The 13,844-nt window shown below is 61.5% G+C and carries 11 protein-coding genes; 3 read left to right on the forward strand and 8 right to left on the reverse strand.

What is annotated here, in order from left to right; genetic code table 11:
* Nucleotides 1-35: 35 nt before the first annotated feature.
* From tssH to ACP7BV_RS03085, 8 genes are all read right to left on the reverse strand, one after another.
* The gene (tssH, locus tag ACP7BV_RS03050) at nt 36-2,699 is read right to left on the reverse strand and encodes a type VI secretion system ATPase TssH (RefSeq protein WP_426101366.1); all 2,664 of its coding nucleotides are present in this window, start codon (nt 2,697-2,699) and stop codon (nt 36-38) included.
* 86 nt (nt 2,700-2,785) lie between these two features.
* Complete coding sequence (gene tssG / locus ACP7BV_RS03055; RefSeq protein ID WP_426101368.1) at nt 2,786-3,871, reverse strand: type VI secretion system baseplate subunit TssG; 1,086 nt, start codon at nt 3,869-3,871, stop codon at nt 2,786-2,788.
* Nucleotides 3,835-5,679 carry a type VI secretion system baseplate subunit TssF gene (gene tssF / locus ACP7BV_RS03060; protein WP_426101370.1) on the reverse strand — a complete coding sequence of 615 codons (1,845 nt, stop codon included), beginning with the start codon at nt 5,677-5,679 and terminating at the stop codon, nt 3,835-3,837. The genes tssG and tssF overlap by 37 nt, the downstream gene beginning before the upstream one ends.
* A gap of 2 nt (nt 5,680-5,681) precedes the next feature.
* Nucleotides 5,682-6,173 carry a type VI secretion system baseplate subunit TssE gene (tssE, locus tag ACP7BV_RS03065; RefSeq protein WP_426101372.1) on the reverse strand — a complete coding sequence of 164 codons (492 nt, stop codon included), beginning with the start codon at nt 6,171-6,173 and terminating at the stop codon, nt 5,682-5,684.
* 36 nt (nt 6,174-6,209) lie between these two features.
* Nucleotides 6,210-6,701 carry an Hcp family type VI secretion system effector gene (locus ACP7BV_RS03070; RefSeq protein WP_426101374.1) on the reverse strand — a complete coding sequence of 164 codons (492 nt, stop codon included), beginning with the start codon at nt 6,699-6,701 and terminating at the stop codon, nt 6,210-6,212.
* 27 nt (nt 6,702-6,728) lie between these two features.
* On the reverse strand, nt 6,729-8,213 hold the full coding sequence (tssC, locus tag ACP7BV_RS03075; RefSeq protein WP_426101376.1) for a type VI secretion system contractile sheath large subunit: 1,485 nt from the start codon (nt 8,211-8,213) through the stop codon (nt 6,729-6,731).
* A gap of 2 nt (nt 8,214-8,215) precedes the next feature.
* Nucleotides 8,216-8,725, reverse strand: a complete 510-nt coding sequence (gene tssB / locus ACP7BV_RS03080; protein ID WP_426101378.1) for a type VI secretion system contractile sheath small subunit — start codon at nt 8,723-8,725, stop codon at nt 8,216-8,218.
* Between the two features lie 39 nt (nt 8,726-8,764).
* Entirely contained in the window at nt 8,765-9,400 is a 636-nt protein-coding gene (locus ACP7BV_RS03085; protein WP_426101380.1) for a tetratricopeptide repeat protein, read from the reverse strand.
* A 229-nt stretch (nt 9,401-9,629) separates the two neighbouring features.
* Between ACP7BV_RS03085 and tssK the strand changes: the two genes are divergently transcribed.
* The 3 genes from tssK to ACP7BV_RS03100 all read left to right on the forward strand — a co-directional run.
* Entirely contained in the window at nt 9,630-10,970 is a 1,341-nt protein-coding gene (gene tssK, locus ACP7BV_RS03090) for a type VI secretion system baseplate subunit TssK (protein ID WP_426101382.1), read from the forward strand.
* A 17-nt stretch (nt 10,971-10,987) separates the two neighbouring features.
* Complete coding sequence (gene icmH, locus ACP7BV_RS03095) at nt 10,988-11,752, forward strand: type IVB secretion system protein IcmH/DotU (protein ID WP_426101384.1); 765 nt, start codon at nt 10,988-10,990, stop codon at nt 11,750-11,752.
* The coding region (locus ACP7BV_RS03100; RefSeq protein ID WP_426101386.1) for a type VI secretion system Vgr family protein at nt 11,752-13,844 on the forward strand (2,093 nt) is incomplete at its 3' end. The genes icmH and ACP7BV_RS03100, both read left to right, overlap by 1 nt.

Genomic DNA, 13,844 nt, shown 5'->3' on the forward strand with positions numbered 1-13,844 from the left:
CATGCGCCGCTGCCGACAGCGCATGCCAACTCCCGTTACTTGATGGTGTACTTGAATTTGCCTTCCTTGTTGGCGCTGACCTTGATTTTCGACATCACGGTCCCTTCCGCCATCTTGGCCAGCACCGACTCCGCAATTTCCGGCAACAGCGTCCCGTTCAGGATGTTGTCCACATTCCGCGCGCCCGAGTCCACTTCGGTGCAGCGCGCCAGCACGCCTTCCACCAGCGCCTCGTCGTAGCTAAATTCCGCCTTGTGGTTGATCGCGATGCGCTCCTGAATCTTGCCCAGTTTGAGCTTGATGATCTTGACCAGCACATCGTCCGTAATCGGAAAATACGGTATCACTTTCAGGCGGCCCAGGAACGCCGGCTTGAACTGCTTCATCAAGTGTGGACGCAGCATTTCTTCCAGCGCTTCGGGCGCCGGCAGTTCTTCCGCCGTCTTGTTCAGGCACGCATTCATCAGCGCGCTCGAGCCAATGTTCGACGTCAAGATGATGATCGTGTTCTTGAAGTCGATCTCGCGCCCTTCGGCGTCATCCATCACACCCTTGTCGAACACCTGGAAGAACAGCTCCATCACGTCCGGGTGGGCCTTCTCGACTTCATCGAGCAGCACCACGCTGTAGGGATTGCGGCGCACCGCTTCGGTCAGCACGCCACCTTCGCCATAGCCCACGTAACCCGGTGGCGAGCCTTTCAGGCCCGACACGCTGTGCGCTTCCTGGTATTCGCTCATGTTAATCGTGATCAGTTTGCGCTCGCCGCCATACAGCACGTCGGCCAGGGCCAACGCCGTTTCGGTCTTGCCGGTCCCGGACGGGCCGACGAACAGGAACACGCCTTTCGGCTTGTTGGGATCGTCCAGGTTGGCGCGCGAGGTGCGCACGCGCTGCGCAACCGCTTCAATCGCATACGACTGCCCCAGCACGCGCTCTTCCAACAAGTCTTTCAGCTTGAGGACAGTCTTGATTTCATCCTTGACCATTTTGCCCAGCGGGATACCGGTCCAGCCGGCGACAATTTCAGCCACCACGTGGCCGTCGACCTGCACCGGCACCATTGGCGTTTCGCCCTGCAGCGTGCGCAGTTCGGCCACCATCGCCTGGATATCCTTGCCCTGCATGGCGCCGCCGCCCTCGCCCTCGCCTGCTTCCAGGGTGCGCCGTCCATCCATGATTTTTGCGCTCAACGCCTTTTCCTGCTCCCAGCGCGCCGACAGCACCGTGTGCTGCTCGGAGGCGGCAGCGCGTTCGGCGGCCAAGTCCTTCAGGCGCGCGGCGTGCGCGCCGCCGGAAGTTTGCTCGCGCTCGAGCGAACCTGCTTCGACGTCGATGCGTTCGATCTTGCGGGTGAGGTTTTCAATCAGCGCCGGGGTGGCGTTCTGGCCCAGTGCGACCTTGGCGCAGGCGGTATCGAGCACGCTGATCGCCTTGTCCGGCAGCTGGCGGCCCATGATGTAACGGTGCGACAGGCGGACCGCTTCGGTGATGGCTTCATCATACACGCGTACGCCAAAGTGTTTTTCCATCAGCGGGGCCATGCCGCGCAACATGGCGCAGGCCAGTTCTTCGCTCGGCTCTTCGACCTTGATGACCTGGAAGCGGCGCGCCAGCGCGGCATCTTTTTCAAAATACTTTTTGTATTCGCCCCAGGTTGTTGCGGCGATGGTACGCAATTCGCCGCGCGCCAGTGCCGGTTTGAGCAAATTGGCCGCATCGTTCTGGCCGGCCGCGCCGCCCGCGCCAATCATGGTGTGCGCCTCATCGATGAACAGGATGATCGCGTGCGGACTTTTCTTGACTTCGTCGATCACGTTTTTCAGGCGGTTTTCAAACTCGCCCTTGACGCTGGCGCCGGCCTGCAGCAGGCCCATGTCCAGCGTGTGGATCTCGACGCCCTTGAGCACGTCCGGCACGTCGTCTTGCGCGATGCGCAGCGCCAGGCCTTCCACCACGGCCGTTTTACCCACGCCCGCTTCACCGGTGAGGATCGGGTTGTTCTGGCGGCGGCGCATCAGGATGTCGATCGCCTGGCGGATTTCAGTATCGCGCCCGATCACCGGGTCGACCTTGCCGTCGCGCGCGCGCTGGGTGAGGTTGGTGGTGAACTGGTCCAGCGCCGGCGTCTTGGAAGCGCCTTGCGAGGCCATCTCGCCCACCGGGTCGGCGCCGCCGCCTTCTTCCACGTCGGCCACGACCGCTTTCGCCACTTCTTCCTGGGAACCGGCAGCGACCTTGTCGAGCTTGTGCTTGATCTGCTCGACGTCGAACTTGTCAAACAATTTGGAGCCGCGGTAGGCCAGCTGCGCCAGTTCCGGGTCGGTCAGCATGGCCTGCAGCAGGTGACCGCTGCGAATTTCAGCCACGCGGCCGGCCTGGATGTCGAGCGAAGCAATCAGCCACGCGTTTTCAAACAACTTGGGCAGGCGCGCCGAAAACACCGGCGTGCGTGAATTGCCCGCTTTGAGGCGCTGCACTTCGGACTGCAGGTCCGCTTCCAGCATGCTCACGCTGATGCCCATGTTGCGCGCGATGAGCACAAAGTCGCTCTTGGGCTGCTCGAGCAGCGCCAGGAACAGGTGTTCGAGGTCCACCTCAAACTGTCCGAGCGAGACACAGATGCTGGCCGCGCGCGTGGCCGCGGTGCGGCTGGTGTCGTTCAGTTTGCCGATCAGCGTTTTCAGATTAATGCTCATTGAAGATTCCTCTTTTTGTTGTGCTTGTATTGGTAGCTAATACTGTTAGCTTGTTGTGCAACTTATTGTGCAACTTACTGTGCCACTCAGACTGCGTGAATTTCGTAACAGACGTCCCTGCGGTCCACGGTCTGGGCACCGGTAACCAGAAAACTGTCCCATCCCAGCCTGCCCCCGCTGCGCTGTTCCGCCAGCGAGGCGCCCTGCACGTCGGCGGCGCGCAGCACCAGCTGGATTTCATACTCGATGGTCACGCCGGTAAACATCGTCAGCATGCTCTTGAGCGCACGCGCCGCTTTCCCGCCCGGCAGGAAAGCGTCAAAACTCTGGCGGTCGAGCGGGCCGATCTCCAGGCGCATGCGCAAGTCGCGCTGCCAGACGCGCGAACCGGACATGGCGCCGGCGCCCAGCGTGGCGTTCAGGCCGCCCAGCATGGTCTGCTGGCTTGGCGGCACGTCATACCAGCAACCGATGAACTGCACCGCTTTTACCGGCTGGCCGAAATACTCGCCCAGCACGCGCGAGATCTGCACCGCCGACGCCGGCCGGTGCCGCATCGACGCGGCAAAGTAGCCGATCGATTCGTCCAGCACGCCCCCGCCATCGTCGTCCGTCAGGCGCTTGCGCAGCGACTCGTTGCCCAGGCCCGCCAGCGAGAGCAGCAGCGGCAAAAACGTATCCTTGCCGTCGAGCTGGTATTTGAGCTCAAGCCGGTACTTGCGCCAGGCCTCGTAAAACAAGGCGAGCGAGCGGTTAGAAAAAGTATCGAGAAAAGCGCGCGGGCCCTCGTCCTTTTCGTACATCACGTGCGCGGCGATGCGCTCGGTGTAATGCAGCGGCAGCGCGCCGTTCCCGCCCAACAGGCCCATAAAGGCGGGCGTGACGCGGATGTATTTGAGCGTGTGCGACTTGAGTGCCTCGCCCAGCGAACGCGGGTCGCTGGGCAGGTTCTTCGGTTCGGTCTTGATGGCTTCGAGCTGGCTGGCCGGAAAACTGAGCGAGGTCGAATTCTGAAAGCGCAAGAAGTTTGCCACCAGGCCCTGCTGGGCGGTGCCGTGACGCTTGAGCCACAGTTCGAGCATGCGCACCGCTTGAAAGTATTCGAAGCGGTACGGTTCCTCGAACAGGCGCTCGATTACAGCAGGCTCAAATCGCCGCTTCGTGGCGTACATTTCAATAACTCTTCTCCGGTTTTATTCGATACCATGACCAGCTGGGCAAAGCTGTTGGCGTGCACGTACAAGCCCAGAAAGCGCTCGATGATGTGGGCAAAGGCATGGATGCCGCTGCCGACGAACGCTTCCTCGTCGATCGTCAGGCGCACTTCGACGCCGCGCACCAGGCAGGCGAACGGGTTCCCCGGCAGCCAGGCGTTGGCCGCCTTGTGGGCAATGGCGGCGATGCCGCCGATCTGGCGCTGCGACGAGGGTGAGCGCGGCAAGTCGTACAGCGTAAGCATTTCGCGAAACGCGTCAAGGCCGCCGTCGGCCAGCGACAAATGGTTAAGCGACAGGTGAGAAATGAGGCGCCAGTGCGCGCCGCGGCCGCGCTCGAAGCGCTGCGACGGGGTGGGTTTGCGCAGGAAGGTAATTGCGCGCACGCTCGAGCCGCCTTCCAGGAACAAGTCGCCGCCGCGCAGGCCGTACGCGAGTGAAGCCGGCAAGTCGCGGTTGGTGCAGGTCAATTCAAGGCTCAGGGTGTCGGTTTCCACCTCGGCCGGGTCGAAGTCGATGTCGACGATCGATATTTGCGTTTCGAAGCCCGGGCTGCGCTCGCCCAGCGTTTCGTCGCGCCGCATCACGTAATAGTGGCCGCTTTTTTCCGGCGTCTGGCCGTGCTTGAGCGAATAGAAGGGGCGGAACTGGACGATCGATTCACCCTGCGGCGTCTGGCGCACCAGCTTGACCGAGTCGATCGACTGCACTTCGTAGGCAAAAGCGCGGCGCGCGTCGGCCAGCACCGGGTAGCTGGCCGTGGTGTGCGTCAGGCGGATCGGTTCGCCGCGCTGGCGGAACAGGTTGACCACCGGCGTGCAGCCAAGCAGCACGTTGTTGGTGCCCAGCGTGCCGAGCATGCGCGCATTGTTCGAATCGGTGCGCATGCCCGACAGCGCCAGGTGCAGCGTGATCGAGCGCGCCCCCGACGGCAAGACGTTGCCCATGCTGGTCAGGTCGAGATCGAAAAAATTGAATTTTTCGGGGAAACAAAAGTATTCGGTCAGCAGACGGTATGCCGTGTGCGAGCGAGCAGAAAAGTCGATCAGCGACTCGTCTTCCTCGAAGCCGGCCACGCTGACCGGAATCGCGTTAAGCGCGACCCAGCGGCCGTTGTCGTCCGCTTCGACGTAGGCGGCCACGGTGCGCATGAACAGTGCGTCGCGCAGGGCCGCGCAAAACGATGGCTCGCCGTCGATGAATACGCGCAGCTTGCCCAGGGCCAGTTGCGAGACCGACACCTGTTCGGCGGTGCTGGAGATGGTGATGCTCACGCTCGATGTGGCGCCCTGCGGCGCGCGCACCGCTTCGGGCGTATCGATGATGGCTGAAAACGACGCATTGGTCAGCGCCACCGGTGCCACCGTCACCGGATAGGCGGTGCGAAACGTGCATGCGGCGCCGCGCACGGGGCGTGTGGTGAGCTGGGTTGAGCGCGGGATCACGCTGGCGGTGGTGAGCTGGCTTGCTGCGCCACTGAAGTCCATGCGCGCGATCGAGCACGATGGAAACGGGCGCAGATAATGCGGGTACAGCACTTCGAACAGCGCTTCGGTAAATTCGGGGTAATCGTCGTCGAGGCGCTTGGCGATGCGGGAATTGAGCAGCGCGAAGGACTCGATCATGCGTTCGATGTGCGGGTCTTCGCACACCTCGCCGCCAATTAACAGGCGGCCGGCGATCTTTGGGTAGCGTTCTGAAAACTCGCGCGAATAGCGGCGCAAAAATCCAAGCTCCCTTTCGTAATACGGTAATAACTGTTCCAAACTCAGGCTCCCGCAGACGCAGTTCGGCGCGCCTTGCTGATTGTGTAATGCAAGCTAGATGGCTGCAGGACCGCGTCAAAATTGACCGGTTCTTGCGACGTGCTGACGACCATCAGTGCGGTAATGGCGAAATTCAAGCGATTGACTGAATCTTCCCGCAGTTCGAGCGACGCTTTGACGTTGCGCAGGCGCGGCTCGTGACGCGCAATGGCCTTTTCCAGGCACTGGCAAATATAGGCGCGGTCGTCCGTGCTGGAAAGGGAACGGCCTGCAAAATCATTCAGGCCGTAGGTGACGATGGAACGGCCACATTCGGGGAACCGCTTCAGGATCTCTTCCGGGATAACTGTGCGCGTGTTAAGCAGCGCCTCGAGATCGCGCGCTACCGAGTCCTTCAAGTCCTCGATATTCATGCGCGCGACCAAGCCGCTGGTGGCACCGCTGACCGGCACATCGAGCAGCCGGTCAAATAGTCCAGGCGTAAAACCCTTCATCGGTACCCCGTTTCTTGCTTCGTTAAGCCAACTAGATTAAGCCAGCTTGTTTGCTGCCAAGTCCCAGCCGCCGGACGTGTTGCCGCCCGAACCGCCGCCGACCTTTTGCTGCGTGTATTTCCACTTGACCTTCGAGTACTTCAACGACAGTGCTTCGGTCAGGATGTCGCCAGCTTGCACCGATGGCGCCACGCTGCTGATCAACACGTTCTCAAGTTCGATTTCAAAGTACTTGATACGCTCGCCCTTGCCGTCGGCGCGCAGGAATTCCAGCTTTGCCTTAGGGATGGTCTTGCCGGACGAGCAGTTCTGCAGCAGCAGAGGGGTTGCCAGGTCGGCCAGTTTGTCGATCACGATATCTTTGTGCTCGGTACGCTCGGCAGTGTGGCCGCCGCCGGTCGATGCGGTAGCCGACTTAGGCTGCAGCACGTGCCAGTTGACCGATTTGCACTCGATCCAGTCCTTGTGGGTGGAGTCGGTCGATTCGCCTTTGATACCCTCGATTTGGAGGTAGACGTCAATTGCCATGGTGTTCCTTTCAGTGGTTTATGGATATTACTTTTTGGTCGAAGCAGGCAGCTCCGCGACCAGTCGGAGTGAAACGGAAAGCTCGTCAAGCTGGAAATGCGGACGCAGGAATGAGACGGCGCGGTAGACGCCGGGACGGCCAGGCACTTCGGACACCTGCACCGATGCTTCGCGCAGCGGGAACTGGGCCTTCTGTTCCTGGCTGGCGTTGTCGTCGAGCAGAACGTACTGGGTCAGCCAGCGGTTCAGGAAGTCTTCGACGTTGGAGGCGGCGGCAAAGCTGCCGATCTTGTCGCGCATCATCGCCTTCATGTAGTGGGCGATGCGCGAGACGGCGAAAATATACTGCAGCTGGGCCGACAGAACCGCGTTGGCGTTGGCCGCGTCAGACTGGTATTTCTTGGCCTTTTGCGCCGACTGGGCGCCGAAAAAGGCGGCGTAGTCGGTGTTCTTGCAGTGGACCAGCGAAATAAAGCCCAGGTCCGACAATTCCTTCTCGCGGCGGTCGGTGATGGCAATCTCGGTCGGGCACTTGAGCGCCACTTCGCCTTCGTCGGTCTTGAAGGTGTGGGTCGGCAGGTCTTCGACCAGGCCGCCGCCTTCAACGCCGCGAATCGCCGCGCACCAGCCGAAGTCTTCGAACGCGCCGGTCAGCTTGGTGCCGAAGGCGTAGGCAGCGTTGCACCACAGGTACTTGTGGTGGTCGGTGCCGTCGACGTCTTCAACAAAATTGAAGCCTTCGGTGGTGGCGCCATCGGCCGGGTTGAACGGCAGGCGGCCCAGAAAGCGCGGCAGCGTGAGGCCGACGTAGCGCGAGTCTTCCGATTCACGGAACGACTTCCATTTGGTGTATTCGACGGTGTCGAAGACCTTCGACAGGTCGCGCGGCTTGCCAAGGTCGCTGTAGGTCTCCAGGCCAAACAGCTCGGGCGACGCCGACGAGATGAACGGCGCGTGCGCGGCGGCGGCCACGTGCGACATCTGCTCGATGAAGTACATGTCTTCGGGCTGGCGGTTGATTTCGAAGTCGCCCAGGATGGTACCGAACGGGGCGCCGCCGAAGGTGCCGAATTCTTCTTCGTAGATCTTCTTGAACATCGTGCTCTGGTCGAATTCAAGCGCGCTCTGGAAGTCCTTGACCAGTTCCTTCTTGGTCGCGTTGAGCATCTTGATCTTCATGTTCTGACCGGTCGCGGTGTTTTTCACCAGGTAGTTCAGGCCAGTCCAGCTGCTCTCCAATTTCTGGAATTCCGGGGCGTGCATGACGGCCGACAGCTGCGCCGAAATCATGCGGTCCAGTTCAGCGACGCGCGCGTCGATGGTGGCGGCCAAGTTGTCGGAAACGACAACGGTGCCGTCCATGACCTGGTGCACCAGTTCGGAAATCAAATCCTTGGCGCGCTCATGTTCGACGCTCGACTTGGCGACCTTGCTCTGTTCAACGATCTGGTCGAGCAGTGCCGACTCGGCTGCGGGCGCCGCACCTGCGGCCTGGTTCATTTGAGCGGACATGATCAATCTTCCTTGTTGGTGGTGGCCTGGCCGAGTTCTGCCATTTTTTCGGTGCTGTGCAAGACGTCGTTGAGCAAGTCTTCGAGCTTGTCGTTGCCGGCCAGTTTGTTGCGCAGGTCGGCCAGCTTGGTGCGCGCTTCGAGCAGTTTGCGCAGCGGCTCGACCTGGGCCACGATCGACTCCGGACGGAAATCTTCGAGCGAATTGAAGGTCAGGTCGACGCCGAATTTTCCGCCTTCGTCGGACAGCGTGTTTTGCACCTGGTAGGCGGCGCGCGGGGCGACGCCCTTCATCACTTCATCAAAATTGTCGCGGTCGATGCCGACGAAACTGCGGTCCTTCAGGCGCTTTTGCTCGACTTCCGAATTGCCGCCGAAATCGCCGACGACGGCGGTAACGAAAGGCAGTTCCTTGCTCGCGGTCTCGTCGCCGATTTCAACGTCGTACGTCATCTGCACGCGTGGTGGACGAACCTTTTGCAGGCGCTTCTGGACACTCTCTGACTTGGACATAATTTTCCCCTCTAGGTGGATGGAATCGTTAAACGGTGTTTACTTCAACGCACAAAACGGGTCGCCGGCCTTGCAGTCGTCGGCCTTTGGCTTTTCCTTGACCTTCGGCGGCTCGGCGAGCTTGACCTTGGCCGGCGCATCGCTGACGACCTTGGCCTTTGGCTTCGGATCCTTGATCGTGATCTTGTCTGGGGGCGGGCTGAACAAAATATCGTTGCCCAGGCTGTCGCGCAGCACGCGCGCCAGTTCCATCGATTCCTTTTGCAGCGAACCGGTAAAACCGTTCTGGCGGCTCAGGTTGCTCAAGGCGCGGGTGGCCAGGCGCAGGCCGCTGGTGGCGATGATGCTGCTCGCTTGCTTGTCGTTGGGGTCGCGCACCAGCACTTCTTCGGCATTGACGATGGCTTCACCGTATTGGGCCGCGTCAAATTTCGCCTTGGCGATATGGCCCCAGGCGGTCTTGTCGGTCGGGTAGGCGGCGGCGGTTGCCTTCCACTGGGTGATGGCCTGCTCTTTCTGGCCGGCGCTGGCCGCTTCGGAAGCTTTGGTCAACATGTCCTGCAGCTTGGGCGCGGCGGCGGCGGACGGGGTGGCAGTGTTGGTGGCACAGGCAGTCAGGCTGGCGATCAGCGCGGCGCTGCCCAGGAAACGGTACAGGGTAGTCAGGGTGGTCATGCAGTCCTCAGAAACAGTAACAAAGAAACAATGTTTTAATTGAAATATTTACTCTGGCGACACGTTATCACATAATCAAAGATTAATACAATCAATTGAAAATCACCAATTCTCACTGCGCACGATTGATTTCGTTTTTTCAGTGCTAATTTCTTCAGGAAATGTTATTGTTTCAGTAATTAACGTCGGGCATACTTGCCACCGAGACAAATAGAAGGATGCAAACGTCATGACGAGCAAAGTACTTTGGGGCGAGGGCCTGTTCCTGCGCCCCCAGCATTTTCAGCAGCAAGACCAGTACCACGAACACCGCCTGAACGAAAGCGTCAAGGCGCTTCACCCCTACGCCTGGGGCGTGAACACCTTGCAGGTGGACCGCGACGCGCTGTCGAACAATGCGCTGCGCGTGATGGAACTGTCGCTGCGTTTCCAGGACGGCGAGCTGTACGACGCGCCGGGCGCCGACGAACTGCCCGACACGGTCGATCTGTCGGAACTGCTGCAGTCGCAGCAGACCGTCACGTTTTACGCCGCCCTGCCCGCCTTCAAGCCTTTCGGCGGCAATTTCGGTCAAACCGGCCAGTCGATGAACGCGGCCCGCTTCGTGCAAGCGAACATGGACACGCCCGACCTGTACACCCAGGCCGCGCAAGCCCAGCTGGCGTATCTGAAGAAAACCGTGCGCCTGGTGTCGGAATTCGAGCCGCGCGACTCGTACGTGCACTTCCCGCTGCTGCGCCTGCGCCGCGTGGCCACCGGCGGCTTCGAGCTCGATCCGGCGTTCGTCCCGCCCAGCATGTCGATTCGCGGCGCGCCCATCCTGTTCCTGCAACTGCGCCGCCTGATCGACGCGCTGCAGGCCAAGGTCAGCGCCTTGTACGGCCACCATCGCGAGCCGAGCAAGAACGTGATTGAATTTCGCTCCGGCGACATGTCGTCATTCTGGCTGCTGCATACGGCCAGCTCGGCTTACGCATCGCTGGCGCACTACTTTCACCATCCGGCACTCCATCCAGAACGCCTGTACGAACAACTGCTTGGCGTAGCCGGCGGCCTGATGACGTTTTCCAAGAGCTGGACACTGACCGATTTGCCGCCTTATCTGCACAGCGATCCGGGACCGTGCTTTGCCAAGCTGCACCTGATCATCCGCGAACTGCTGGACACCGTCATCTCGTCCAAATACTTCGCTATTGCCTTGACGCAAGTCAGGCCGAGCTACTACATCGGCATGCTCGACTCCGGTAAAATCGACGACAAGACGGCCTTCTATGTGGCCGTGTCGGCCGACATGACGGCCGTTGAACTGGTGGACGTGGTGCCGATGCGCTTCAAGATCGGCGCGCCGGACGATGTGGAAAAATTCGTTCTCTCGGCCATGCCGGGCGTGCGCCTGTCGCACGCGCCGCAGGTGCCTGCCGCAGTGCCGGTGCGGCCCGACACCGTCTACTTCACGATCGAAGCGAAAGGCCAGATGTATGAACGCATGCTGCAGGCGCAATCGATTTCGATCTATGTCCCGTCAGGCATGCGCGAACTGTCGCTTGAGCTGATTGCCGTGACTTCCTGACCCAAGGATTATTTTCAATGACCTCGAACGCACCCTCCCTGATCGGCGCCGCGCCGCAAGCGCCATCGCAAAGCGCCGCGCCGCAAACGCTGCTCGACCTGATGTATGACGGTTTTTATGCACTGTTCATGCTCAAGAACGGCAACGGCCCGCAGGACAACGCGGATTTTGCGCAGAAGATGGCGCAGTTCCTCGACGAATTTGGTCGCGGCGCCAAGAAGCACGGTGCATCGGCCGATGACATCGACGCATCGAAGTATGCATTTTGCGCCGCCGTTGACGAGATCATTTTGCGCTCGCAGTTTCCAATTCGCGAAGACTGGTCGCGCCGGCCGCTGCAACTGACCCTGTTCGGCGACCAACTGGCCGGTGAAAATTTTTTCAACCGGCTTGAATCGCTGCGCGCGCGCGGCAGCGCCCATTTGCATGCGCTCGAAGTTTTCCATATGTGCCTGCTGCTCGGCTTTCAGGGCAAGTACATCATCGAGGGCACCGAAAAGCTGAACTACCTCACCGCGCGCCTGGGCGACGAAATAGCCAGCATGAAGGGCAAGCGCGGCGGTTTTGCGCCTTTCGCCGACCGCCCGGACCAGATCATCCACAAGCTGCGCAGCGACTTGCCGCTGTGGGTATTGTGCTCGGTGTTCGGGCTCATTTGCATACTGGGTTATATCGGGCTGCGCGCTTCGCTCTCGCGCAGTACCGAGCACACGCTCATTGCTTATGACGACGTCGTCAAGCTGGCCCCGAAAGCTGCCAACCTGACCATCACACTGCCCTGATGGACGGCTTGGCCGAATTCTCCGCCCTGGGCCTGTTCGGGACCGGGCTAAGCCAGCATGCACGCCTGGTCACGCTGGCCAGCGCGCAGGACCGAGCCTTGCCTGAATCGCTGATGGCCGAAAAATTCAGCGGCCGCGAAGCGGTCAACGAATTGTTCGCCTTCGATGTCGATGCGCTGAGCGTGTCGACCGATCTTGAGCTTGACCTGTTCATTGGCGAGGAACTCACCATCTCCCTGCTGCAGCCAAACGGCAGCCGGCGCGCGTGGCACGGCCTGTGCACGCAGGCCGCATGGCTCGGCGCCGACGGCGGCGTGGCGCGCTATCGCCTGCGCCTGGAGCCGGCCTTTTCGCTGCTGCGCCATCGCCGCGACAGCTATATTTTCCAGGACAAGAACGCGCAAGAGATCATCACAGAACTGCTGGCCGACTATCCGCAGGTGCGCTTTGAATTCGACGTCACGCAGGCGTTGGCGCAGCGGGAAATCTGCACCCAGTACCGCGAGAGCGACCTGGAATTCATCACGCGCCTGCTGGCCTCGGAGGGCTTGAACTGGCGCTTCGAGCATGACCAGGCAGGCGACGACGACGCGGCCGGCGACGGCCAAGCCAAGCACAAGCTGGTCATCTTCGACAGCAAGGCGAAAGCGCCGGCCACACCCGGCGGCGACACCATCCGCTTTCACGGCGTGCGCGCGACAGACACCGACGACGCAATCGACAAATTCAGCGCGCGGCGCCAAATGCAGGCCAATGCGGTCAGCATCAGCAGCTGGGATCCATTGCAGCTGGTGGCCCCCGCAGCGGAACAGCAGTCCAGCCTTGACGCTGGCGAACTGCCTGCGCTGGCGATCTATGACGGCAGTGGCGAGCGCATTGCCAGCGACAGCGGCGCGGCCGACCCGCACAGCGCCTTGATGCTGCAGGCCCTGGAACTGGAAAACAAGGTGTTCGAAGGCGCCGGCGCCGTGCGCCGCCTGGCCGCCGGCCACGCCTTTACGCTGAGCCAGCACGAGCGCTATCCGGACGCCGCGTTCACTGTCCTCTCGGTCCGCCATGAAGCGCGCAATAATTTTCAGTCGCAGGTAAAAGGTGCGGCCGATACGGGCGTCGAAGCGGGCACCTACCGCAATACCTTTGCCTGCGTGCGCGATGTGGTGGCGATCGTGCCGCGCATGATGGCAGACCCGCACACCAGCACCGCGCTCGGTCCCCAAACGGCGCTGGTGGTGGGACTGGGCGACGCCATTTCAACGACAGTGCGCGACCATCAGGTCCGGGTGCAGTTTGCCTGGCAGCGCGGCCAGGGCGCCAACGCCGGCGGCATGGGCCACAACACCGACAGCAAGGGCAATGCGCCGGGCGACGAAACGTCCGGCACCTGGGTGCGCGTGGCCGAAGCGCTAGCGGGCCCCAACTGGGGTTCGCAGTTCACCCCGCGCATCGGCACCGAAGTGCTGGTCGACTTTATCGAAGGCGACATGGACCGCCCGCTGGTGGTGGCCCAACTATATACCGGCGCGGACGCGCCGCCGTTCGCGGCCGGCGTCGATTCGGGCGCCAACCACGCGGGCGTGCTGTCTGGTATCCACAGTCATAATTTTGACGGCGCCGGGTTCAATCAGTGGCAGCTGGACGACACGCCCGGCCAGGTGCGCACGCGGCTGGCAACCAGCACGGCGGCGACCCAGCTCAATCTGGGTTACCTGATCGCCCAGCAGCCCTCCTCCGCCCAGCGCGGCGCGTACCGCGGCAGCGGCTTTGAGCTGCGCACCGACGCCTGGGGCGTGGTGCGCGGCGGCGACGGCGTGCTGTTGTCGACCACGGCGCGCCCGCAGCAAGGCAGCGGCGTGACCTCGACCCAGCTTGATACCGAGCAGGCGCTGTCACAGTTCCACAGCGCGCACGATCTGGGCAAACTGCTGGGCGACACGGCCACCGAGCAGGCTGCCTTGTTTAGCAAGGATGCGGCCAAGGCGCATGAAGCCTTTATCGAACAGATTGATCCCAAGGCCAAGGGCAAGCATGAGGGCGCCGTTGGCGGGCAAGATGCCAGCAAGGCCAAGCCGGGCGAGCGCGAACTCGATAGCGA

It is taken from the genome of Massilia sp. TSP1-1-2, from assembly GCF_049896185.1.
GTDB lineage: Bacteria > Pseudomonadota > Gammaproteobacteria > Burkholderiales > Burkholderiaceae_D > Telluria_A.